The sequence below is a fragment of the bacterium genome, from assembly GCA_019637795.1.
Lineage (GTDB): Bacteria > Desulfobacterota > Binatia > HRBIN30 > CADEER01 > JAHBUY01.
The window spans coordinates 204,543-227,743 of record JAHBUY010000005.1 but is presented as its reverse complement, the minus strand read 5'-3'; the positions used below and the strand labels follow the sequence as shown (position 1 = coordinate 227,743).

At 71.9% G+C, this 23,201-nt stretch carries 21 protein-coding genes; 5 read left to right on the top strand and 16 right to left on the bottom strand.

Annotated elements, in window-relative coordinates:
- Positions 1–558, bottom strand: a complete 558-nt coding sequence (locus KF840_18000; protein MBX3026804.1) for a hypothetical protein — start codon at positions 556–558, stop codon at positions 1–3.
- Positions 559–762: 204 nt separating this feature from the next.
- Here KF840_18000 and KF840_17995 point away from each other — a divergent pair, with 204 nt between their 5' ends.
- Both KF840_17995 and KF840_17990 read left to right on the top strand, forming a co-directional pair.
- The gene (locus KF840_17995; GenBank protein ID MBX3026803.1) at positions 763–1,941 is read left to right on the top strand and encodes an acyl-CoA dehydrogenase family protein; all 1,179 of its coding nucleotides are present in this window, start codon (positions 763–765) and stop codon (positions 1,939–1,941) included.
- Positions 1,942–2,048: 107 nt separating this feature from the next.
- The gene (locus KF840_17990) at positions 2,049–3,068 is read left to right on the top strand and encodes a peptidyl-prolyl cis-trans isomerase (protein ID MBX3026802.1); all 1,020 of its coding nucleotides are present in this window, start codon (positions 2,049–2,051) and stop codon (positions 3,066–3,068) included.
- Positions 3,069–3,084: 16 nt separating this feature from the next.
- Here the strand turns inward: KF840_17990 and KF840_17985 are convergent, their stop codons facing one another.
- Positions 3,085–4,482, bottom strand: coding sequence for a sigma-54-dependent Fis family transcriptional regulator (locus KF840_17985; protein MBX3026801.1), 1,398 nt, complete (start codon positions 4,480–4,482; stop codon positions 3,085–3,087).
- The gene (locus KF840_17980; GenBank protein ID MBX3026800.1) at positions 4,479–4,913 is read right to left on the bottom strand and encodes a CBS domain-containing protein; all 435 of its coding nucleotides are present in this window, start codon (positions 4,911–4,913) and stop codon (positions 4,479–4,481) included. Before KF840_17980 ends, KF840_17985 begins: the two co-directional genes overlap by 4 nt.
- A gap of 179 nt (positions 4,914–5,092) precedes the next feature.
- Between KF840_17980 and KF840_17975 the strand changes: the two genes are divergently transcribed.
- Together KF840_17975 and KF840_17970 are read left to right on the top strand one after the other, a co-directional pair.
- The gene (locus KF840_17975; GenBank protein MBX3026799.1) at positions 5,093–5,947 is read left to right on the top strand and encodes a sulfotransferase; all 855 of its coding nucleotides are present in this window, start codon (positions 5,093–5,095) and stop codon (positions 5,945–5,947) included.
- On the top strand, positions 5,947–7,158 hold the full coding sequence (locus KF840_17970; protein MBX3026798.1) for a hypothetical protein: 1,212 nt from the start codon (positions 5,947–5,949) through the stop codon (positions 7,156–7,158). The genes KF840_17975 and KF840_17970 overlap by 1 nt, the downstream gene beginning before the upstream one ends.
- 66 nt (positions 7,159–7,224) lie before the next feature.
- Here the strand turns inward: KF840_17970 and KF840_17965 are convergent, their stop codons facing one another.
- Positions 7,225–8,895 carry a tetratricopeptide repeat protein gene (locus KF840_17965; protein MBX3026797.1) on the bottom strand — a complete coding sequence of 557 codons (1,671 nt, stop codon included), beginning with the start codon at positions 8,893–8,895 and terminating at the stop codon, positions 7,225–7,227.
- 179 nt (positions 8,896–9,074) lie between these two features.
- Positions 9,075–10,604 carry an aldo/keto reductase gene (locus KF840_17960; protein MBX3026796.1) on the bottom strand — a complete coding sequence of 510 codons (1,530 nt, stop codon included), beginning with the start codon at positions 10,602–10,604 and terminating at the stop codon, positions 9,075–9,077.
- Between the two features lie 165 nt (positions 10,605–10,769).
- On the opposite strand from KF840_17960, the gene KF840_17955 reads away from it, so the two are divergent.
- The gene (locus KF840_17955) at positions 10,770–11,465 is read left to right on the top strand and encodes a polysaccharide deacetylase family protein (protein MBX3026795.1); all 696 of its coding nucleotides are present in this window, start codon (positions 10,770–10,772) and stop codon (positions 11,463–11,465) included.
- Positions 11,466–11,510: 45 nt separating this feature from the next.
- Here the strand turns inward: KF840_17955 and KF840_17950 are convergent, their stop codons facing one another.
- The 11 genes from KF840_17950 to KF840_17900 all read right to left on the bottom strand — a co-directional run bounded on the left by KF840_17950 (position 11,511) and on the right by KF840_17900 (position 23,193).
- Positions 11,511–13,373 carry a hypothetical protein gene (locus KF840_17950; protein ID MBX3026794.1) on the bottom strand — a complete coding sequence of 621 codons (1,863 nt, stop codon included), beginning with the start codon at positions 13,371–13,373 and terminating at the stop codon, positions 11,511–11,513.
- A 263-nt stretch (positions 13,374–13,636) separates the two neighbouring features.
- Positions 13,637–14,332 carry a hypothetical protein gene (locus tag KF840_17945; GenBank protein ID MBX3026793.1) on the bottom strand — a complete coding sequence of 232 codons (696 nt, stop codon included), beginning with the start codon at positions 14,330–14,332 and terminating at the stop codon, positions 13,637–13,639.
- Between the two features lie 257 nt (positions 14,333–14,589).
- On the bottom strand, positions 14,590–15,006 hold the full coding sequence (locus KF840_17940; protein ID MBX3026792.1) for a PIN domain-containing protein: 417 nt from the start codon (positions 15,004–15,006) through the stop codon (positions 14,590–14,592).
- The gene (locus KF840_17935) at positions 15,003–15,257 is read right to left on the bottom strand and encodes a type II toxin-antitoxin system prevent-host-death family antitoxin (protein MBX3026791.1); all 255 of its coding nucleotides are present in this window, start codon (positions 15,255–15,257) and stop codon (positions 15,003–15,005) included. The genes KF840_17940 and KF840_17935 overlap by 4 nt, the downstream gene beginning before the upstream one ends.
- A 243-nt stretch (positions 15,258–15,500) precedes the next feature.
- Positions 15,501–16,010 carry an FUSC family protein gene (locus KF840_17930; GenBank protein ID MBX3026790.1) on the bottom strand — a complete coding sequence of 170 codons (510 nt, stop codon included), beginning with the start codon at positions 16,008–16,010 and terminating at the stop codon, positions 15,501–15,503.
- Positions 16,011–16,061: 51 nt separating this feature from the next.
- Positions 16,062–16,913: a hypothetical protein gene (locus tag KF840_17925; GenBank protein MBX3026789.1), complete on the bottom strand. Its 852-nt coding sequence runs from the start codon at positions 16,911–16,913 to the stop codon at positions 16,062–16,064.
- A 737-nt stretch (positions 16,914–17,650) separates the two neighbouring features.
- Positions 17,651–19,027, bottom strand: a complete 1,377-nt coding sequence (locus KF840_17920) for a hypothetical protein (GenBank protein ID MBX3026788.1) — start codon at positions 19,025–19,027, stop codon at positions 17,651–17,653.
- Positions 19,028–19,221: 194 nt separating this feature from the next.
- The gene (locus tag KF840_17915) at positions 19,222–20,811 is read right to left on the bottom strand and encodes an AAA family ATPase (protein MBX3026787.1); all 1,590 of its coding nucleotides are present in this window, start codon (positions 20,809–20,811) and stop codon (positions 19,222–19,224) included.
- Positions 20,808–21,011 carry a hypothetical protein gene (locus KF840_17910; GenBank protein ID MBX3026786.1) on the bottom strand — a complete coding sequence of 68 codons (204 nt, stop codon included), beginning with the start codon at positions 21,009–21,011 and terminating at the stop codon, positions 20,808–20,810. Before KF840_17910 ends, KF840_17915 begins: the two co-directional genes overlap by 4 nt.
- 104 nt (positions 21,012–21,115) lie before the next feature.
- Positions 21,116–22,003, bottom strand: a complete 888-nt coding sequence (locus tag KF840_17905) for an ABC transporter permease (GenBank protein MBX3026785.1) — start codon at positions 22,001–22,003, stop codon at positions 21,116–21,118.
- Positions 22,004–22,161: 158 nt separating this feature from the next.
- The gene (locus KF840_17900; GenBank protein MBX3026784.1) at positions 22,162–23,193 is read right to left on the bottom strand and encodes a spermidine/putrescine ABC transporter substrate-binding protein; all 1,032 of its coding nucleotides are present in this window, start codon (positions 23,191–23,193) and stop codon (positions 22,162–22,164) included.
- Between the last annotated feature and the right edge of the window lie 8 nt (positions 23,194–23,201).

Below are 23,201 nucleotides of genomic sequence, written 5' to 3'. Positions count from 1 at the left end.
CTACCTCCCCACCGTGACGCTGCCGTCGACGCCGACGCCGCTGATCACCTTGCCGCCGGGATCGCTGAAGCCGACCCGCGACAGGCGCAGCGGCTTGGCGCCCGAGGTCGCGTCGAGGCTCACCTCGACGGTGCAGGTGTAGAGCACGCTGCCGTCGGGGATGGTGTCGATGTTGGAGAGCGACAGCACCAGCGCCCGCATGCTGTCGCAGGCCCCCGGGGCGCAGAGCTGCGGCACGAAGGTGAAGGCGGTGCCCTCCTTGCCGAGCGCGGCGTTGGCGCGGCAATCGGGCCTGCCGTTGGCCTTGCGGACGACGGCGATGGCGTGCGGGTCGAAGCTGATGTCGTTCTGCGTGCCGGCGATCCGCGCCCCGCCGGTCTGCAGGGTGGCGGTGATGGTCACCGTCGCCCCGGGGCCGGCGGTGGCGCTGCTGAGGATGATCTTCGGCCGCCCGCGGCCTTCCGGCGGCGCGCTCACCGTCTGTGGTGGCTTGCCGAAGGTGTGCGCGCAGCCGGCGAGCATCGACGACGCGGCGATCGCCGCGAGCAGTGGTCGCATTCCTCTCCTCTCCTCCCGTCCCGGCGATTGAGCAGAGCCGGGGGAGCCTGCGCAAGAGGCGACGCGTTCGCTGGGTCGGCCGCGACCCGGGCACGGATCTCTTCGCGGAGGCGCGGTCGATGCCGTGCGGCGTGGCGAGCGACGGGGCCGACCCGGCGCGCGCGCGGGTTTGTGCGTCGGCGCCGGCCGTGCGAGGACACCGCCATGTACGACGGCGCGGACTACTACCAGATCGAGGAGCTGCTGGAGCCGGAGGAGCGGTTGGCGCGCGACACGGCGCGGCAGTTCGTGCGCAACGAATATCTGCCGGTGGTGACGCGGCACTTCCGCGACGGGACGTTTCCGGTCGAGCTGTCGCGGCGGGTCGGCGAGCTGGGGTTCTACGGCGCCAATCTGCCGACCGAGCACGGCTGCGCCGGGCTGAACAACGTCGCCTACGGCCTCATCAATCAGGAGCTCGAGGCCGGCGACTCCGGCCTGCGCTCGTTCGTCAGCGTGCAGTCCGGCCTCGTCATGTACCCGATCCACGCCTTCGGCTCCGAGGCGCAGAAGCGGCACTGGCTGCCGCGCCTGGCGCGCGGCGAGGCGATCGGCTGCTTCGGGCTCACCGAGCCCGACTTCGGCTCCAACCCCTCCGGCATGCTGACGCGCGCCGTGCCGGTGGACGGCGGCTACCGGATCAGCGGCACCAAGCGGTGGATCACCAACGGCTCGATCGCCGACGTCGCGCTGGTGTGGGCCAAGGTCGCCGACGGCGACCGCGACGTCGTCCGCGGCTTCCTAGTGGAGAAGGGGACGGCCGGCTTCACCGCCGGCGACATGCACGGCAAGTTCAGCCTGCGCGCCTCGATCACCTCCGAGCTCCACCTCGAGGACTGCGTCGTTCCCGCCGAGGCGATGCTGCCCGGCGTGCAGGGGATGCGCGGCCCGCTCTCCTGCCTGACGCAGGCGCGCTACGGCATCAGTTGGGGCGCCGTCGGCGCCGCCATCGCCTGCTACGAGTGCGCGCGCGACTACGCGCGCGCGCGCATCATGTTCAGCCGCCCGATCGCCGGCTACCAGTTGGTGCAGGCGAAGCTGGTCGACATGATCACCGAGATCACCAAGGCGCAGCTCCTCTGCCTGCGCCTCGGACGCCTCAAGGACGCCGGCCGCATGCGCCCCGAGCAGGTCAGCCTGGCGAAGATGAACAACGTCTCACAGTCGCTGCGCATCGCCCGACTGGCGCGCGACATCCTCGGCGCCAACGGCATCACCGACGAGTATCCGATCATACGGCACATGCTGAATCTCGAGACGGTGAACACCTACGAGGGCACCGAGGACGTGCATCGCCTGATCATCGGCAAGGACATCACCGGCTGGGACGCCTTCGGACAGTAGCGAGTCCGCCCCGCGCGCCGGGGCGCGCCGCTTGACCCGCCCCGGGGCGTTCCCGAGTATTGCCCGAGGCTCGGCCGGATGGGCCGAGCGCGCGTGGGAGATCCGACATGGCGGTCGTGGATGTCGTGCGTTCCGTGGTTCGCGGCGCGACCCGTTCGCGCTGGGTGATGCTGGCGCTCGCGGCCGTCGCCGGCGCGGCGGTCATCGTGGCGGCGCAGGTGGCGATGCGCTTCGTGCTGCCGCACCGGCCGAGCACGGTGCTCGCGGTGGTGGACGGGCAACCGATCAGCGTCGAGCGCCTGCGCGCCGAAGTGGCCCTGCGCGGCGGCGAAGAGGCGTTCGCGACGCCGGCGCAGCGGCGGGCGCTGCTCGACGAGATCATCCGCGTCGAGGTGCTGGCGAGCAATGCGCGCAAGGAGGGCTACGCCGATCGGCCGGACGTGCGCCGGACGATGGACCAACTGCTCGCCGACCGCTACGCGCACGACGCGATCGACCAGCCGCTCGCCGGCCTGACGGTGACCGACGCCGAGATCGACGCCTACTACCGCGCCCATCCGGCGGAGTTCACCGTGCCGCGCTCGGCGCGGGTGGCGCTGATCGCCGTGCGGGCGCCGGCCGACGTCACCGCCGAGCAGCGCGAGACGCTGCGCCAACGGGCGCAGCAGGCGCGCACCCTGGCGCTGGCGCAGCCGCAGGGCGTCGACTTCGGCGACCTGGCCGACGAATACTCCGACGATCCCACGACCCGCGAGCGCGGCGGCGAGGTCGGCTGGATCACCGACGGCGGCGACCATCCGCACCTCGAGCCGGCGGTGCTGGCGGCGATCTTCGGACCGAAGGGCGAGGAGGACCTGCCGCCGGTGATCGAGACGCCGAGCGGGTTCTACGTCGTCAGGCTCATCGAGCAGCGGCCGGGCGCCACCCGGCCGCTGGGCGAGATGCGCGACGCGATCCGCCAGCAGCTCATCCGCCAGGCGCGCGCCGACCGCGCCGCCAAGCTCTACGCGGCCGCCCTCGCCAAGGTGCCGGTCAACGTGAGCGAAGCGGCGGTGGCGGCGATGGAGGCGGCGCAGGAGAGCGCGGTGGGGCTGTCGGCGGCGGCGCCGCCGCCCAAGGGCGGCTGAGCGGCGCGGCGGGCGCTCAGACCCGCTGCACCTCGCCCGGGGAGAGCGGGATGCCGAGCTCCTCGAGCTTGCGGTAGAGCGAGGACAGCGACACGCCGAGTCGCTCGGCGGCGCGGCGCTTGTCGTGATCGAGCCGCGCCAGCACGGCGAGAATGTGGGCGCGCTCGTAGGCGCGCAGCGCCTCGCGCAGGTTGTCGCCCGCCGGCGCCGGGATGTCGCTGACGCTGCGCAGGCCGCGCGGCAGGTCGGCGGTGGTGATCCACTCGCCGTCGCTGACGATCATGGCGTGCTCGATGACGTTGTCGAGCTCGCGCACGTTGCCCTTCCACGGCAGGGTCATGAACAGCTTCAGGGTCGCGGCGTCGGCGCCCTTGAACTGCTTCTTCAGCTCGCGGTTGTGCAGGCGGATGAAGTGGTCGACCAGCGGCGGAATGTCCTCGCGCCGCTCGCGCAGCGGCGGGATCTCGATGCCGAAGACGTTGAGCCGGTAGTAGAGGTCGTCGCGGAAGCGGCCGCCCTCGACCTCGCGCCGCAGGTCGCGGTTGGTGGCGGCGATGATGCGGACGTCGACCCGGGCCGGCGTCGTCGAGCCGATCGACAGCACCTCCTTGCTCTCGATCACCCGCAGCAGCTTCACCTGCAGCCCGATGGGCAGGTCGCCGATCTCGTCGAGGAAGATGGTGCCGCGGCGGGCGTGCTGGAACAGGCCCTCCTGGTTGCCGACGGCGCCGGTGAAGGAGCCGCGCAGGTGGCCGAAGAGCTGGCTCTCGAGCAGGGTCTCCGGGATGGCGCCGCAGTTCACCGGCAGGAAGATCGCGTCGCGGCGGTCGCTGAAATGGTGGATGGCGCGCGCCACCACCTCCTTGCCGACGCCGCTCTCGCCGGTGATCAGCACCGTGCTGGGCGCCGGCGCGACGCGCTTGATGAGCTGCATGACCTCGCGCATCGCCGGCGACTGGCCGACCAGGTGCTCGACGTCGACCTGCCGGTCGACCTGCGCCCGCAGGTACTGCCGCTCCCAGGCCACCTGTTTGTGCTCGATCAGCGACTGCACCTTGTGCAGCACCTCGTCGAATAGCACCGGCTTCAGGAGATAATCCTGCGCCCCGGCGCGCAACGCGTCGACGGCGCTGTCCACCGTCGCGTGCGCCGTCATCAGCAGCACCAGCGTCTGCGGCGCCACCTCGTGCGCGTGTCGCAGCAGGGTCAGGCCGTCCGCCCCGGGCATCCGCAGGTCGGAGAGGATGACGTCGAACTCGCGCGCGCCGAGCGCCGCGATCGCGGCGCTGCCGTCGGGCACGGCGACGACGTCGTAGCCTTCCTCGGCCAGCACCTGCGACAGGCTGTCGCGGACGCCCTCCTCGTCTTCGGCTATCAGGATGCTGCCGCGCGCCCCCGTCGCCTCACCGCTCATGCTCCCTCCGCGAGGTAGCTCGCCAGCAGCCGCAGGCAGTCCGATTCGCTCAGCAGGCCGACCAGCCGGTCCTCGGCGTCGACCACCGGCAGACAGCCGAAGCGCCCTTCCAGCATCACCTCGACGGCGTGTCGCACCGGCCAGTCGGCCTCGGCGGTGACGACGTCAGCGGTCATCACCTCGGCGACCCGGATCTTGGCCAGCCACTCCCGCTCCGCGGCGGGCCGGAACTGCAGGGCCGACGAGACCGCGCCGCGGAACAGATCGCGCTGCGACAGGATGCCGACCAGCTTGCCGTCGCGCACCACCGGCATGTGGCGGATGCGGCCCAGGGTCATGATGTCGCTGGCCAGATCGAGGTGATCCCCGGCATCGAGGGTCACCACCTCCGTGGTCATCACGTCGCTGACTCGCTGCGCTCGGTCGCCCATGCGTCTTCCCAAATACAACATGCATGCCGTGGCACGAGCCGTGACGCAGCACAACCTCCGACCGGGCCTCGTTCCCATCGCTGGTACGGGAAGCACGGGTCGCCCAGGCGGGATTCCCGGCGGTGGGAAGGTCCTGGAAAGGAGTCTCCTGGCTGTCCTTTGCCCGCTGGCTGTCCTAGATGTGCGCCGTCGTGGTGAGCGAGGCGGTGCGAGCGCGTCTGCGCTACGTGCGGGCGCGGGGAGACGAGGATCTCACGCGTTTCCCGGATTTTCTCATCCTCGGGCCGCAACGCACCGGCACCACCTGGTTGCATGCGCATCTGCGCTTCCATCCGCAGATCTTCCTGTCCGAGCCCAAGGAGCTCTACTTCTTCTCCAGCCTCGAGCGTCGCGATGCGAAGCGCTTCGTCTCCGACCAGCTCGACTACTACCTGCGCTTCTTCCGCGACCCGCTGTGGCGCGTCGCCGCCAAGAACGCCATCTGCCTGCGCCGGCACGGCGAGCTCTACCGGCCGATCGTTCGCGGCGAGGCGACGGCCAGCTACGCGGCGATGGCCCCGGCGGTCATCGACGACCTCGTCGCCCTCAAGCCGGACATCCGCGCCATCCTGATGATCCGACACCCCGTCGATCGCGCCTGGTCGCACGCCAAGAAGGACCTGGTGCGCAACCGCAAGCGTCGGTTCGAGGACGTCTCCGCCGACGAATTCCGCCGCTTCTTCGCCGATCCCTACCAGCGGCACTGCGCCCGCTACGCCGAGCTGGCGGATGTCTGGGGATCGCGCCTGCAGCCGGGGCACCTGTTCGTCGGCATCTTCGACCAGATCGCCTCCCGTCCCGAGGCGATGCTGCTCGACGTCATGCGCTTCCTCGGCGTCCGCGCCGACCGCCGCTACATCGACCCGGACGCCAAGAACCCGGTGAACCCGACCGCCACCACCCGCATCCCCGCCGACCACAAGCAGTACCTGGAGGCGCTGTTCGCCGACGACCTGCGGGCGGCGCGCGAGCGCTTCGGCGTCGACTGGCGGTGATGAGCGGGCTCGCGAACCGTCTCGCCGCTTCGGCGGCGACGATCCGCGCGCTGGTGCGGGTTCTCACCTGCGCCGGCGTGGTGGGATGGTGGCTGTGGGCGTGGCCGCCGAGCCAGAACCCCGAGCAGTGGACCGACAGTTGGTTCTACGCCGGCCCGGGCGCCTGGTCCTTCCTGCGCCCCTGGCCGACGGTGCTCTTCTGGAAGACGGTGGGGATCACGCCCTACGCCGTCTATGCGCTGCACACGCTGTCGGTGCTCTGTTGGGCACGCCTCGGCTGGGTGAGCGCCGGACCGCTGGGAGTGGCGGCGGCGCTGACCATCTCGGGAACCGATCTGGTGCGTTCGTGGAACTTCACCGTGCTCAGCGAGCCCTTGGCGATCAGCGGCCTGGCCTGGCTGGCGGCGGAGACCGTCGAGTTGCGCGACCGTGACAACTGGCGCCGGCGACTGCTCTGGCTGGCGGCGGCGGTGCTGGCGACGACGCGGGTGGCGACCGCGCCGCTGGTGCTACCGGCCGCGGTGGCGGCCGTGGCGTGGCGCAGGTCGCTGCTGTGGATGCTGCCGGTCGCGTTCCTGCTCGCGGCGGCGCCCATCGTGCAGCAGCACCACTATCCCGAACACGAGCGCGAGCAGGCCGCCAATCTGGCCGCCTTCCGGGTCGGCCAGGTGCCCGCGCTGTTGTCCTGGATGCAGCAGCGCGGCATGCCGTGGCCGTTGCCGGAACGGTGGGCCAACGTCATGTACCCCAACCGCGCCGAGATGCGGAATGACGCCGAGGCGCTGGTCGACTACATCGAAGGTCCCTTCTACCCGGTGTATCAGCGCTTCCTGCTCGCCCATCCCGAATACACGGCGCGCACGGCGCTGTGCATCGGGATGGCGCAACCGCCGCAGACGCTCTACCCGAATCACGGCATCCCCGAGTGCGACGCCTGGTGGAAGGAGGTCGGCGCGCACGTCGGCTACTTCACCTGTCTGATCCTGGCGCTGATGGTCGAGCCGTGGGCCGGCATCGCCTCGTTGCTGATGCCGGTGCTGACCTACCACGCCAACGTCAACGAGCTCGAGCGCCTCAACGCCGTCACCTGGGCCTGGACGTGGATGGTCGCCCTGCTGCTGGTGCGCGCCGGCCTGCGGTGGATGCGCCACGCCGCGCAGTCGGTGCGCGCGTATCGTTCCGCGCGCCGCGTCTCTGCGCCTCCGCGCTAGGACCCTGGGTCGGGCTGCGCGCGCCGGGCTGGTGGCCGGCGCGCCGCCGCGCGATGTTCCGTGGCGTCAGTGGCCGCCGAGCTGCGCCAGATTGCCGGTCACCGTGTCGCGAAAGGCCCAGTCCCACGGCGCCAGGTCGAGGGCGCGCCGATAGTCCGCGGCGGCGCCCTCGAGGTCGCCCTGGAGATGGCGAACGCCGCCGCGATTGGCGTAGCCCTTGGGATCGTGGGGACGCAGGCGCACGAAGGCGTCGTAATCGGCGAACGCGCCGTCGAGGTCGCCGCGCGTCCGCTGCACGTTGCCGCGGCCGAAGTAGGCGTCGGCATAGCGCGGATCGCGGTCGATGGCCGCGGCGTAGTCGGCGGCGGCGCGATCGAGATCGCCCTTCGCCTCCCAGGCGGTGCCGCGGTTGACGTGGGCGATCGCGTTCTCGGCATCGAGCGCGAGGGCGTGGTTCCACAGCGCGATCGAGTCGCTCCAGATCCGCACCTGGCGCGCGGTGAGCGCGGCGAGAACGATCAGGGCCGCCATCGCCGCCGCGGCCGCCAGCCGCGCCTGCCGCTCCGCGAGGCGGCCCAGCGCGGCCGCGGCGAGCAGCGCGAACGGCAGGCAGGAGAGATAGGTGTAGCGATCGGCCGCCGCCTGCGGTCCGGTCTGCGCCACGCCGAGCACCGGGGACACGACCGCCGCGAAGCACAACCAGCTCACCGCGAGCCACGGCCAGCGCCGCCAGCCGGCGATGGCGGCGGCGGTGATCGCCAGGACGACGGCCGCCGCGGCGAGGTACGCCGGGCGCGCGGCGTCGAGGTGCGGATCGAGGGGATAGACGGGTGAGAGCTGGATCGGCAGCAGCGTCTTGCCGAGGTAGAAGCAGAGGCCCCACGCGGCCTGCGCCGCGCGCGCCGCGATGCCGTGCTGCTCGAGACTGAGCATCTCCGCGCCCTGGCGCTGCGCCAGGAAGGCGAGCACGGCGGCGATGGCGGCGGCGGCGAGCCAGGGCAGCTTCTCGGCCAGCAGCGCGGCGCGCGTCTCGCCGGGCGCCGGCCGCCGCAGCGGATACGCATCGAGCGCGAGCAGCACCACGGGCAGCGTCATGCCCCACGCCTTGGCGCTGAGCGAGAGGACGAGCAGGCCCACCGACGCCGCGTGCCAGCGCCGGCGCACCGGCGACGGCCGCGGTGCCGCCTGCATGCGCAGGTAGGCGAGAATCGCGCTCAGGTAGAAGAGACCCGAGAGCACGTCGCGCCGCTCCGACACCCATGCCACCGACTCGACGCGCAGGGGGTGGATGGCGAAGAACAGCGCCGCCGCCGCCGCCGTCCAGCGCAGCCGCGCCCCGTCCGGCGCGGGCGCGCCGCGCGAGCCGTGCGCCAGCCGCAGCAGGCGCAGGCAGATCCAGTAGAAGAGGACGGCATTCGCCGTGTGCAGCAGGACGTTGGTCAGATGGTAGCCGCGCGCGTCCATGCCCCAGAGGAGATAGTCGAGGCCGAGCGTCACCCAGGTCAGCGGCTGGTAGTGCCCCATGTGGAAGGTGGTCGCCATCCAGCGCAGGTGCGCCCAGGAGAGCCCGCGGTAGTAGGCGTTCAGGGTGAAGTTGAGCTCGTCGTCCCAGACCACGAAGTCGTGGCCGAGCGCCGGCGCGAAGCAGGCGAAGACGACGACCGCGACGGCGAGGGGAAGGAGCGGCCAGGCCGCGGATCGACCGGAAGGCGGCGGCGGTTGCGGGCGTGCGGACACAGGGGCTCCGCGCCGCGGTGGGGGACGTTTCTGCGTGCGCGCAGCCATGGCGGGCGGGTGGAAGACCCTTACCGGCGCCGACGCGCGAGCGTCAACGCGCGCCGCCACCCGCCGCGACGTCGCGCGCGCTGCGCGCGCCAGCGCCGGCCGGGCGTCGGATCCGCCGGCGGCTGGTCCAGCTACGTCAGGCGCAGCAGGCGATCCGCTTCGAGCAGGCGGGCGCGGATCGGGATCTCGACCGGGCAGCGCGCTTCGCACGGGGCGGGGCAGGTGACGCAGCGGTCGGCCTGACGGGCGAGGGCGGCATAGCGGCGCATGCCCTCCTTCTCGCGTCCGTAGTCTTCGAAGTACATGCGGTAGCGCAGCACGTCGTTGATCGCGATCCGCTCGGGACAGGCGTCGAGGCACTGGCCGCAGTGCGGGTGGCAGTAGGTGCCGGCGATCCGCTGGTCGTAGCGGCCGAGGACGGCGAGGTCGTGCCCGTCGAGCCGGCCGCCCGACGCGTAGAGGTATTCGTCGACGTGCTCGGGCTTGAAGAAGGACACGACGAGGCAACTGACGTCGGGGTTGGAGAGCACCCAGCGGAACGCCGCCTGGGCGTACGAGGCGGCGTCGGCGCGGAACGCGGCGAGGTTCTGGTGCCGCGCGCCCTTCAGGGTCTTCATCGCCACGATGCCCACGCCCTGCGCCGCCGCGTCGTGGATGATCGCGTCGAGGTTGGCCCAGATGCCGTGATGATAGGCGAGCATCATGACGTCGAAGCGCTGCGACGCCAGCGCCGCCCGCGCCACCTTCTCGAGGTCGGGGGTATGGGTCGAGACGCCGAGGAAGCGGACCTTGCCCTGTTCCTTCAGGCGGTCGAAGGCCTCGTGGGCGTTGGGGTCGAGCAGGCGCTCGACCTCGTCGCAGGCATGGATGTGGACGAGGTCGACGTGGTCGGTCTGCAGGCGCCGCAGGCTGCCCTCGATCGCCTCCATGTACGCCGACACCGGGCTGCCGGCGGGGAGGTGGCCGTCCGGGGTGCAGAACTTGGTGGCGACGAACATGCGGTCGCGATGGCCCTTCATGGCGCGGCCCATCGCCTCCTCGGATCCGGCGCCCGAATAGTCGGGCGCGGTGTCGAAGTAGGTGACCCCGCGCTCGATCGCGTCGCGCGCGATCGCCTCGCCGTTCTCGCCCTCGATCGCGCCGGTGCCGAGCGCGATGTCCGAGACGGTCGCGCCGGTCCGACCGAGCGGGCGATAGGCGCGGACGCGCGCCCCCTGCCACGCCGGCAGCACGCGCGGCGCCGTCTTCTCGACCTCGGGGCGGAAGATCTCCTCGATCGGCTGCCGCCAGCGCCGGTACGGACGCGCGACCCCGAGCCCGCCGACCGCCGCCGCGCCGACGATCGCCGCCGTGCCGGCGACGCCGCGCGCCAGGAACTGGCGGCGTTCGAGCGCCGCCTGCCGCTCCGCCGCCGCGAGGCCGCGCAGCCTGCGCGCCAGGAGCGCCCGGGAGATGGCGCGGTAGGTGAGAATGGCCGCGGCGCCGAGGACGGCGGCGGTGAGCGCCACCCCGGCGTACGACAGGCGCGCCGGGTCGATGCCGATCAACCACCACGTGACCCGCGCCGCGACCAGCTCCCAGGAGAGCCATGCCGCGCCGATCCAGAGCGCGAGCAGGACCAGCGGGTGTTGCGAGCGGGGACGCGGCGCGTCGGGGTCCATGACCTCCTCGTGTAGCCCAGGACGTTCGGTGGTGCTACTCGCGTCCCCACGGTCATGGCGCCCGGCGGCGATCGTCCCCGCTCACCCTCGGCTGCGGCGGTCGGCCAGCCGCGACGGGGGTCGGGCGCCGGTCGGGAATCCGCTGACGGACGAGAGGGGCACGCGATGGGGTGGGCCGGGACGCTGCGGCACGGGTTGCACGTGTGGACGTGGGTCGAGCAGGCGCGCTTTCGCGGGCCGCGCGACGGCGACGCCGTGGCCATCACCATCGACGACGGCCCCTGCCTGGAACACTCGCTGGCGTTGGTCACCCTGCTCAACCGCCGCGGCGCCCGCGCCTCGTTCTTCTGGCTCTCCGACCGGGCGCGCGCCCTCCGGGCCGCATCGCCGGAGTATTTCCAGGCGCTGCGGGACGGCATCCGCGAGGGCGGGCACGAGGTGGGCGTGCACGCGCCCGACGACTACCAGCCGACGCTGGCGACGCGCCTGCTCGGCAAACTGACCTACGGGGAGCTGTCGACCGCGAAGCAGGTGCTGGAAGAGCTGGTCGACTCCCGCGTGCGCCTGTACCGGCCGCATTACGTCCAGCTCGGGCCCGAGGTCGTCCATGCCACGGCGCTCGGCCTCGCCACCGTGTTCGGCAACGTCGGGCGCTATTTCATCGACCCGCTGGCGCCGGCGGCGCGCCAGATCGAGCGCCTGTCGCAGGCGCCCGCCGGGACCATCCTGGTGTTCCACGAGAGCGCGACGATGCGTCGCCCCGGCAGCCGCATCCTCGAGGTGTTGCCCGATGTCCTGGAGCGACTGCGGGCGCGCGGCCTGCGCGCCGAGCGCGCCTCCGCCGTGCTCGGGCTCGCCTGACGCCGCGGCGACACCGAGCGCGCCGGCGGCGGCATCGCCGCCCGCTCAGTCCGCCACGGGCTCGGGGCAGGTGCCGACGGACTCGCAGATCCGGCGGCCCAGCGGCGGCAGGCGGCGCAGGCTGGCGCGCAGCGCGCCCTCGTCGGGGCGCGTCTCGATGAAGTCGGGCGGGTAGTTCTTCAGCGCCATCGGCGAGGGGTCCGCGGCCAGGACGAGCCGCCCCGAGCGCGCTCCGCCCCGCTCGAGGACGACGTGGCGCGCCGGCAGCGCGCCCCGGTAGTCGACGCCGTCGACGCGCACGATCCGCCACGGCGCGACGCCGATGAGCCCGACGATGTCGACGTGGCGCTCGCGATCGCTGCCGGTGATCTCGATCGGCAGCTCCCAGGCGAAGCGGCGGTCGCGGGCCACCGCCGGTTCCTGCCGCGCCAGCGCGGCTTGGAAAGCGGGAAAGATGCGCTGGTAGAGATCCCGGTAGCGCCCGGTATAGGCGATGGCGTCCGAGTCGATGTCGATGCAGTCGGGGACGCCCGTCGCCGCCAGCGGCTCGAGGCAGACGCGCGACGGCGCCAGGCGGACCCAGCCGTCGAGCGGCAGGATCCAGGCGCGCCGGCCGCGCCCGAGGTCGAGCTCGGTTCCGCCCGCCGGCAGCGGCCCGTCGGGCCGGTTGGACTGGGAGAAGGCGAGGACCCGCAGGTCGGGCATCGGCCGCTCGGGGGCGGCGTCGGCGCTCGGGGCGAATGCCGAGATCGCCCCCATCAGCTCGAGGCCCTGCGGGCCGCGGAGATGGCGCTGCACGTCGGGAAAGACGTATCCCGCGCTCCAGAAGTGCCGCGCCAACGTCTCCGCCTCGCGCATGCGGTAGGTGGGCGCGGCCGGGGTCCCGGTCGCGACGCCGAGCCGCCAGCCGATGCCGACGCCGAGCTCGATTGCGAGCAGCGCCAGCGGCAGCGCCGGCGCGGCGAAGCGGCCGACCCCGCCGCGCGCCCGCCAGCGGCGCAGCGCGAGCGCGGCCAGGATGGCCAGGGCGGGAAGCGAGAACAGGACGTAGTGGGGCCGGAGGAGCAGCGAACGCGCCGCCGCCGAGGCGGCGATGATCGCCGCCGCGTTGAAGGCGACCGTGCCGACGAGGAGCAGCACCAGCCGCCGCTCGACGGCCAGCGCCAGCCAGCGCCGTCGTCCCCAGGTCGCGATCGCGAGCCCGCAGCCCGCCGCGCCGGCGATCAGCGGCACCGTCCACGGCGTCATCAGCAGCGCCCGCGCGTTGTCGATCCAGGTGTGAAACGAGGCCGCCAGCGCCATGGCGACGCCGCTCGCCACCCCCGCCGACAGGGCGCGAAACGGCCGCGGGCACGACATCCAGGTCGTCACCAGGAAGACCGGCACGCCGAGCAGCAGCACGGGGTGCATCTCCGCCGCGAGCGCGAGCGAGGCGCCGCAGGCCGCGGCGGCGAGCGACGAGCCCCCCGCCGCCACCTGGAGCAGGGTGAGGGTCGACGCCACCAGCACCGGCGCTCCGAGGTACCCCGTGTCCGCCAGCGGAAACGCGGCGGCGACGACCAGCAACGGCAGGAGAATGCCAACCGGTGTCCAGCCGACGTCGGCGCCGAACCATCGGCGGACGCCGCGATCGAAGACGGCCATGCTCACGCCCCAGGCCATGGCGACGATCATCTGCAGGGCGACCATGCCCAGGCCGCTCGCGAGCACGGCGGCGAAGCAGCGGATCATCAGGGTCCCCGTGCGCAGGCCCGCGAAGGTCGTCGCGTTGCCCTCGAAGCGCCCCGAGGCGAGCCCGTCGCGCGCCAGGAGCATGGCGAGGTTGGTCTCCTCGTAGACCGGGATCTCGCCCGCCACCGCGAGCAGGTACGCCGTGCTCAGTATCGCGATCGCGAGCCCGCGCAGCATCCGACGCGGCTCTACTGGTTGGCGGTGCATGGCACAAGCCGCCACCGGCGCGGCGCGGCGATCGCGATCCGCGACGACCGCGCCGTCCTTGACTGGATTCGCCAGCGCCTCCTCGCGCGCGAAGCGGACTTGGCGGTATCGACGGTGAGAACGCGCCGGTCGGTATCAGGGGAAGCCGGAGCGACGAGGGACCGCGGACGACGCGTCAACGAGCCGCGGGCTGGCGGACGAGGGCCATCAGCTTCCCGTCGTCCGTCGTTGCATCACCGCTTGGTGACCGCCGTGCCCAGCGCGGCCAGCGTGGCGACGAGTCCGAGCAGCCCCCAGGGTGACGCGGCCGGCGCGTGCTCCACCGGGCAGGCGCCGATGTAGATGGCGGCCGACGCTTCCGCGTCGCTCCGCGCCGAGCCGGCGCCGGTCAGGGCAGCGAAGGCGGCGGCGCCGGTGTCGAGGCGGATGACGTCGCCGACCGTGGCGGTGAAGAGCGCGCGTTGCGTGTCGCTGTTGGCCTGGTTGGGGAGGAAGTTCGCCTGGAACGTGGCGAGGGCGTTGTTGTTCAGGAATACGCCGCCCGGGTTGGCCGGCGGCACGCCGCCCACCTGTGCGATGGCGTCGACGTTGTTCGGCGGCCCGCTGGCGGACGTCGCGGCGGCGAAGCGCACGACGTAGCAGATCGGCGTCGTCGCGCCCGGCGCTCCGGTGAGGGTGGCAGTGATGGACTGGGTCGCCGTGTTGTTGCTCGAGGAATCGCAGTCGACTCCCTGCACGCTGCCGCGGGCCGCGCTGCCGATGGACACGTGCGTCGACGAGAAGCTGCTGGGGTTCTCGCTCTCGCCGCTCACGCGACAGGGGTCCGCCATCGCGGTCGGCGGCGAGGTGTGCGCCTCCTGGCTCACGACCTGCAGCCGCACGTCGGCGGCGCCGGCGACCCCGGCCCAGGCGAGGCTCGCGATCGTCATCAGGATCCGTGCCGTTCGCATCGTTCGCTTCCTCCAGCCCGGCGCTGCCTATCGCATCGATGCGACGCTGTCACGCCCGGTGGACGATCTGCGGCCGGTGGCGGATGTGAGCCTCGATGCGACGGAGGAAGACCACCGCGGAGGCGCCGGCGCTGAGGGGCGCCGGGAATCGGAGCCGGGTGCCAGGAGCCCAAGGTCGCGCCTGCCGGCGGCATCGCCCTCCGGGCCGCCGGCCGCAGCGCGATTCGCCCCGTTCGTCAGACACCGACGCAGGTGAAGCCGAGGGCACGCGCCGCCAGCGCCTGACGGGCGTCGTGGGTGGCGAAGAGGAGGTCGCCGGCGCGGCGCTGGCGGACGGCCAGGGCGCTGGCCAGGTGCAGCGCATCGAGCGTCCGCACGGCGGTGGCCATCGGCTCCCCGGCGCGGTCGAGAATGCGGCGGCCGATGCGGACGATGCCGATGGTGCGCTCGACGCGCCCGAGCTCGGCGACCGCGTCGGCGACTCCGGCGTCGTCGAGGGCGCCCGCCAGGCGCAGCCGGTCGAGCGTGCGCCGCGTCTCGACCCGTAGGATCTCGCTGCTGTAGGCGGCGTCCCAGTTGCCCCAGCCGGCCAGCGTCGGCCGCTGGCCGAGGATCACCCGCAGCACCGCGCTCGAGTCGAGATAGACGATCATCGCTGGTCGCGGCTGTCGCGCAGCGCCGCCACGACGTCGACCCGCTTGCGCAGCCGTACCGACCGGATCTGCTTGAGCGGAATCGGGGGCGCCTTGGCCGGCAGGATCTCCACGTCCTCGACCTCGCCGCAGGGAATGAGCACCGCGATGGGGGTGGCGCGATCGCAGACCAGCAGGCGCTCGCCGTTGCGCACCTCGGCGAGATAGCCGCTCAGCCCCGCCTTCAACTCGGCAATCTTGACCTGCTTCATCGCCACTGCCTCCCGGCGCGCCGGCGTCCCGGCTGGCGCGCCGCCCAACCTGACCACTTCTGGTCAGCTCGGGTCAAGACGGCGCGCTGGCGCGCCGGCCCGGTCGCGGCATCTTGCCGGCCTTCGACGTCGCTCGCAGCGTCACGCCCCCTTGGAATAGTTCCCGATATTCCTGCGACGGCGTTCCTCGCGAGGACCGCCGATGACCGGCAACCTGCTTGGGCCCATCTCGACGACGGTGCACTAGCCTGTGGTCGCGCGAACCGGCCAGAGCGTCGCCATCAGCCAGCTCACCGCGAGGCCCACGAGGCAGCCGAAGATGACCTCGGCGACCTTGTGCAGGCCGTGCTCGACGCCGGTCAGCTTGGACTCGTGCATGAGCCCGGCGGCGATGACGATCGCCGCCGTGATCGGCGCCTGCCGCCACATCGTCTGGATGCGGACGACGTACGAGGAGATCAGCACCGCCACCCCCAGCGCGAGGGGCAGCTTCCACTCCTTCTCGCCGCCGACCAGCAAAAACAGCAGTCCGATCGCGCAGCCGACGAGCACGTTGATCATGCGGCTGCGGAACATGCGCTTGGCCTCCACCACCTGCGGATCGGCCGCCGCGATCATCGACGCGATGGCCCAGATCGGGTTGGTGTCGGCGACGTGGCGCAGGACGTACCAGAGCACCGCCGACGCGATGCAGACGTTGAGCGCGAAGCGGACCCCGAGCAGGTCGCCGTGGAGCAGGTCCGGCCGCTTCACGATCGGCGCGCGACGACTGGCGGTGAGGGGTGACGGAACACGGCCGCCGTCTCACTCGTGGGCGTGCGGCGGGTTGCCCTTGAGCCGGTAGACGACCCCGGTCTTGGTCGCGCCGAGCGAGATCCAGTCCTTGGCCTCGTCCTGCAGGCCGAGGAAGAACGCCTCGGCGCGCCGCATCGCCTGCTCGTTCAGGTCCTCGCGCCGCTTGAACTTGATCTGGAACGCGAACTCGCCGATCAGCGGCCGGTGGTCGCCACGGGTGCGCCACAAGGCGACATTGGGCACCGCCGTGACGCCGCCACCGAAGTCGAGGCTGCCGATGTCCTGCAGGATCTCCTCGACGATCGTGTCGGAGACCATGTCCAACCGCTCGCCCGGCTTCCGCTTGAGCGAGCTCAGCGCCGGCAGGATGCTGACGATCGTGTCGAGGGAGGTGCGATCGCCCTCCTGCATGGCGCTCAGCCCGAACTCCACGTTGTGCGAATAGAGCATCCGGATGCCGCCGAGACGGTCCTTGAGCGGCAGGGCCTCGGCCTTGAACTTGATCCGGAAATCGCCGCGGATGTTCGGTCGCACGTCCATCTCGGCCGCCTTCTGGATGTCCGGGTGGCGGAACTTGAAGACGATCTCGGGATCGCCGATCGGGAAGCCCTCGAAGTACGGAATCCGCCGGCGCAGGATGAAGGCGTTGTTGTAGAGGCGGAAGTCGGGCGTATCCATGAAGAGCACTTCACGGATCTGCAGCGGCTCGTCGGCGAAACCGTCGCCGTCGAAGTCGACCCCCGCGGCGGCCGCCGGCCGCCGCATCACCTTGGCGAAGTCGAAGAAGCTCTTGCGCGAGGTGAAGTGGTTCGGCCGGAGGATCAGCTTGGCCTCGAGGTACTGCACCTCGTTGTACGGCATCCCGTCGGCATAGCGCCCCGGCTTGACGTCGGGGACGCGCCGGGCGCGCCCGATCCGCTTCGGCGCTCGTGCGCGCGGTGGTTTCTTCGTCGCCGTCCTGTTCGTCGTGGTCTTCTTCGCCGTCTTGGCCATGGGCCACTCCTCCCGCCGTCCCGTCAGTGTCTAGCCTCGATGTGACGAAAATGAGTCCACCACGGAGGCACGGAGACACGGAGGGGACAGCATCGGGTTGGCTGGTTGAAGGGAATCCGTACGGTCATTGCTGATGGGGTTGGGATCCCGGCCCCGTGCCGCTCGTTCTCCGGGCTGTTCCGCGTCTCCGTGCCTCCGTGGTGAGAGTTCCTCCGTGACGTCAAGGCTAGCTGTGTTCGCGGTGCTCGGCGAGCACCCCGCACGGCCCGCCGGCGGCGATCGCGCGCTCGCCCGATCGAGTGTCCGGGCGCCAGCGAAGCCCCCAACGCGGCTCAGCCGCGATCCTCGCCCACCGCTGGCAGCCGGCAGCGCCAGAACAGGTCCCGGAGCACGGCCTTTCCCAGCACTCCCTCCAGCCTCTCGAAGGCGAAGAACGGAACGAAGGCCCAGAACATGATGACGCGCTCGGCGCGCAGCTCGTTCCGCCCGCGGCTCGCGAGCTCGGCCGCGCCCGCGGACAGGCCCTTGCCGCCGCGCCAGGCGGCGGTGGCTCTCGGCCTCGCCGGCGCGGCGCTCGACGAACAGCGGCGACGCGCCGGCGGCCGCTACGGCTCCGGAGTTGGGGTCGCGGTTTGCGTGCGGGTCGGCGGGGCGGGGCACCCGGACCGCGCGTTCAGGCACGCGGTGCACAGATCGACCTGGCCACCGCCGTTGGCGGCCGCAGGACAGGACGAAAGCGGCGCGTTGCCCAGGCGGATAGCGCAGATCGTCCGCAGCTCGCTCGAGCTGACCAACGCATCGCCATCGCAATCGCCGACGCAGAATTCTGACCCTCCCGACCGCGTGCACCCCGCGCAGGTGGCGAAGTCGACGCCGCAATCGGGAATGGCAGTGTCCGTTGCCCTGGCGGTCGGCGTCGCGACGAAGGTCGGCGTCATGGAGAAGGTCGGCGTCACGGCGACGCTCGCGGTCACCGTCGCGGTGGGAAGCGGCGTCGGGGTGTTGCGCGTCGTCTCGATCGCCAGCAGCACCGCCGGGTCGGCGCTGGCGGTGGTGAACGCCAGTGCAGTTGCCGCGTCTGGGGTCAGGCCGTCAAAGGAGAGTTGGGCGGTCGCCTGCTCGACGGCGCGGAGCACCTCCAGCGCGCCAGCGTCGGAGTAGTTCTCGAACCCGTTGGCGTTGAGCAGCTCGACGGCGGCCTCGGTCACCGGCGAGATCGTCGTCGATGCGAAGATCGCGCCGCGCGTCAGGCTCCCCCGTAGCGCCCCACCGGCGCCACCGAAGGCCAGCGTGCGGTAGACCACGGCCTCGGTGATGCCGGCCTGGACGATCAGCGGCGCGCCCGCGTCGGCCGTCGGGACCTGAACCGACCAGGCCCCGCCGCGCGCGACCGTCGTCGCTCCGACGATCGTGAGCCCCTGCTGATGCAGACACTGGGCCCGGTCGTCGCAGCGAAAGACGGTGACAGGCGTTCCCGTCTCGCAGGGCAGGAGGCCGGGGTCGCCGGGCCCTGGCGCGGCGCAGGAGCCGCTCAGGGTGATGGTCGACGGGCCGGTGGTGGGAGTCGCCGGACATCCGGTGAGGGCGCTGTTCACGCCCTGAACGAGGCAATTGATCGGCACGGTGCCGTTGCCCTCACAATCAAATGCCTGACATGTCGTCGGCGGTTGGCTGCCGAGCGCGATGTTCACGCCGACGACCAGCTCGTTGATCGCCACCCGGTCGTCCCCATCGCAATCGCCGACACAGGCCACCGCCGCGCCCGGCCGCAGCCCGAGTCCGACGACGATCAGTGCCACGGCGATCGGGCGGCTCCATTGGCGCCGTCGGTCCGCTCGCCCGCCTCTCCGTGTCTCGAGAGGCGCCAGGTCGCCACCATCCGTGCTGCCCGAGATCGTCACGCTCCGCGAGGTCATGTTCTCCCCTTCGTCGCGGCGGTCACGCATTCGCCGTTGGCTGCTGTGCACGCAGGGCTCGGTCATCGAATCGCTCATGATCGATGGCCGAGGCCACGTCCTCCCCTCATCGCAGACGAACGCGAACAGTTGCAAGGTTTCCGCGGTCGCCGTGAGCCGGCGCGCCCCGGGTCTCGCCGTCGCGGCGGCCGCCCAGCGCCGGGGATGCCGACAGCGAACCCGTGCGTCGATGAGGGGCGGGGCGCCGTCCGCCCCGACCCCTACTGGTCAGCTCGGGGGCGGGGCGTCGCCAACGCCCGGCGCAGCGCCGCCTCGATCTCGGCCAGGACCGCCGCCGCCGGGCGGCTGGTGTCGATCGTCAGGTGCGGTTCGTCGTCGGCCAGCGGTTCGTAGGTTGCGCGCTGGCGTTGGTAGACCGCCCAGTCGGCGTCCGACGGGTCGTCGGCGCGCGCGCCGCGCCGCGCCAGGCGGCGGCGGGTCTCGGCGTCATCGGCGCGGCACTCGACGAAGAGCAGCGGCGCGCCGGCGGCGCGGGCGACGGCGGCGGCGCGGTCGCGGTGCTCGCGGCGCTGGAAGGTGGCATCGATGATCGCGCCGCGGCCGGCGGCGAGCGCGGCGCCGGCGCCGTCGTGCAGGGCGGCGTAGGTCGCGGCGCTGCGCTCGGGGGTGTAGAGCTCGGGGCCACCGCGCTCGGTCGGCGCCAGGCCGGCCAGCGCCTTGCGGGTGCGGTCGGAGTTGAGGTGGACGAAGCCGGTGCGGGCGGCGAGCGCGGCGGCCACGGTCGACTTGCCGCTGCCGCTGAGGCCGCAGACGACGACCAGCGGCGGCGCGTCGCCCCACGTGTAGCGGAGGGCGAGGGCGAAGTGGCGGACGGCGCTGGCGCGCGCCGCGGCGGCGTCGGCGGGGGCGACCTCGGCCTCGCGGCTCTTCAGGCTGTCGACCTTGCCGCGGATGTAGGCGCGCTGGCAGGCGTAGAAGGGGATGAGCGCCGGCAGCTCGGGGTCGTCGGTCTGCCCGGCGTAGCTGGCGACCAGCCGCGCCGCCAGGTCGTCGCGGCCGTGACAGGCGAGATCCATCGCCAGGAAGGCGAGGTCGGCGGCGACGTCGCGCCGGCGGAAGGCGGGGTTGAACTCGATGCAGTCGACGATCACCAACTCGCCGCTCTCGAGGCAGTAGACGTGCTCGGCGTGCAGGTCGCCGTGGCCGTCGCGGATGCGGCCGGAGACCTGGCGGCGGCGCAGCAGCGGCGCCAGCGCCGCCAGGCGGGCGTGGCACCAGCCCTGGATCGCGGCGTCGTCGTCGGCGCTGATGGTGTCGCCGTGCAGGGCCGCGACCTCGGCGAAGTCCTCGTCCATGAGGCGGGCGATCTCCGCCGGGTCGCCGCCGCGGGCGATCGCCGGGCTGGTTTCGGCGGCGGCGTGAAAGGCCGCCAGGCGGGCGGCGATGCGGTCGATCAGGGCCGCGTCCGCGCCGCCGGCGTCGAGCAGACTGGCGAGCACGCGCGCCTCCGGCAGGCGGCGCATGTGCACCGCGTACTCGACGGCGTCGGCGGCGTCGGCGGGGGCGAGCGCGAAGCCACCGTCGCGCGGCACGATCGCCAGCACGCCGCGGTAGACGTCGTCGGCGAGGCGGCGGTTGAGCCGCACCTCCTCCGCGCAGAAGTGGCGGCGGCGGGCGAGGGTGGAGAAGTCGAGGAAGGCGAAGCGCACCGGCTTCTTCAGCTTGTAGACCTGATCGCCGGCGAGCAGGACGTAGGAGATGTGGGTCTGGCGCAGCTCCACGGATGCCGGCGGCGCCGGATAGAAGCCCGGCTCGAGCATGGCGCGGACGACGGGCGGCAGGGGGTTCACAGGGGCAGCGGCGGTCCGGCGTCGTCGTCGCGGTACAGGCGCTTGGCGACCTGCCAGCCCCAGGTCGCGAAGCCGACGGCGCCGAGCAGCGCCACGGCGGTCCACAGCCATTCGTCGGTGAAGACGGCGAAGGCGAGACAGCCGACTGCCGCCAGGCCGAGGGTGTAGAGCAGTCCAGGTGTCGGCGGCGGCAGCCTCATGAGCCGCATTCCAACACAGCGCCCGAGCCGGGCCAAGTCGAAGACGCAGGTGGGCTGCGGATGGGGCCGTCTCCGGCGGCGCGGCGCGCCGCCGCGCCGGTCGCCTACTGGACGGGCGCCTGGCGGCGGCCGGTGAACCAGAAGGCGAGCGCGAAGGCGCCCATCAGGGCGATGCCGAGGGCGGCGCCGAACGGCCAGTTGCGGGCATTGCCCTTGAACTGGTTCTCGATGATGTTGCCGATCATGTCGACCTTGCCGCCGCCGAGGATGTCGTTGACGGCATAGAGGCCGAGCGCCGGCACGAACACCAGCAGGATGCCGGCGGTGATGCCCGGCGAGGTCATCGGCACGATCACCTTGGAGAAGGCGCGCAGCGGGCCGGCGCCGAGGTCGAAGGCCGCCTCGATGAGGGCGTTGTCGAGCTTCTCCACCGACGTGTAGATCGGCAGGATCATGAACGGCAGGAAGGTGTAGACGAGCCCGAGGATCACCGCGCCGGGGGTGTAGAGCATCTCGAACGGCTGCGCGATCAGGCCATACTGCAGCAGCACGCTGTTCAGCAGCCCCTCGTTCTTGAGAATCGTCACCCAGGCGTAGGTGCGGATCAGGAAGCTGGTCCAGAACGGAATCATCACCAGCATGAGCAGCAGGTTGCGCTGCTGCTCCGGGGCGCGGCCGATGAAGTAGGCCACCGGGTACCCCATCGCCAGGCAGATCGCCGTGGTCAGGGCGGCGAAGACGATGGAGCGGACGATGATCTGCAGGTAGGTCGGATCCAGGACCGCCGCGTAGTTCGCGAGCGTGAAGTTGAACACCACGCCGCCGAGCGTGCCGCGCTCGCAGAAGCTGTACACCAACATGATGAGGGTCGGCGCGACGACGAACGCCAGTACCCAGAGGAAGAGCGGCGCCACCAGCAGCCACGCCGCGCGCCCCGGTTCGCGCTGGCGGACCGGGGTGGCGGCGCTGACGGAGGTTGCGGCGGTGCGCATGCGGTCTCGGGGTCGGGCGATGGTTGCCAGGTCGTTCGGTCGTCAGGCTGTCGGGTGTCCGGGCCGGTGACCGGGTTCACCGCTCTCAACTGACAACCCGACGACGCGGCACCGTTCCAGCACCCTGCAACCCGATTCCGACCGGTGCCCCGATCGCATCACCCCTGCGCCTTCATGTCGGTGACCAGCTTGTCGATCTGGACCGCCGAGTCGCCGATGTCGCGGAAGGTGTCGAGCTTCGGGCTGCCCGGCGGATAGCTGGCGGGGTTCGCGAGCTCCTCGGGCGAGAGGACCTTGCGCGCCTCGAGGTTGGGGTTGGTGTAGGGGAAGTCGGCCGAGATGAGCTTGCTGACGTCCGGGCGGAGGACGTAGTTCATGAACAGCATCGCCGCCTCCGGATTGGGCGCGTTGGCGGGAATGGCGAGGCTGTCGATGAACTGGTGCGCCCCCTCGCTCGGCAGGATGTACTTGAACTTCGGGTTCTCGTTGTAGAGCAGCGCCGCCTCGCCCGACCACACGACGCCGATGTCGACGTCGCCGTTGAGCAGCGCCGTCTTCGGGCTGTCGGAGTCGTACACCTTCACCAGCGGCAGCCACTGTTTGAGGATCGGCTTCACGGCCTCGAGGTTCTCGGGGGTGACGTCGTTCGGTCCCTTGCCGATGGTCGCCAGCGCCCAACTGACGATCTCGCGCGGGTCGTCGAGGACGACGATGCGGCCCTTGTACTTCTCCTGGAAGACGTCCTTGAAGCCCTTGATGTCGTCCTTCACCTTGTCGGTGTTGACGACGATGCCGACCGAGCCCGCCATCCACGGGATCGAATACTTGTTGTCGGGATCGTGGGGCAGGGAGCGGTACTCCTTGCCGAGGTTGACCGCGTTCGGCACCTTGGCGGGATCGATCGGCAGCAGCTTGTTCTCCTTCACCAGCGCTTCGATGGTGTACTCGGAGGGCTGGATCAGGTCGTAGCGCTGGGCGCCCGACACCAGCTTGGCGAGCATCTCCTCGTTGGAGGCGTAGGTCTCGTAGTTGACCTTGATCCCGGTCTCCTTGGTGAAGCCGTCGATCACGCCCTGCGGCACGTACTCCGACCAGGCGAAGAGGTTGAGCTCCTTGGGCGGGGCCGACGCGGACTGGCAGGCGGCCAGGGCGGTCACCAGGACGGCGGCGACGAACGCGATGCGCTGCATTGGAGCCT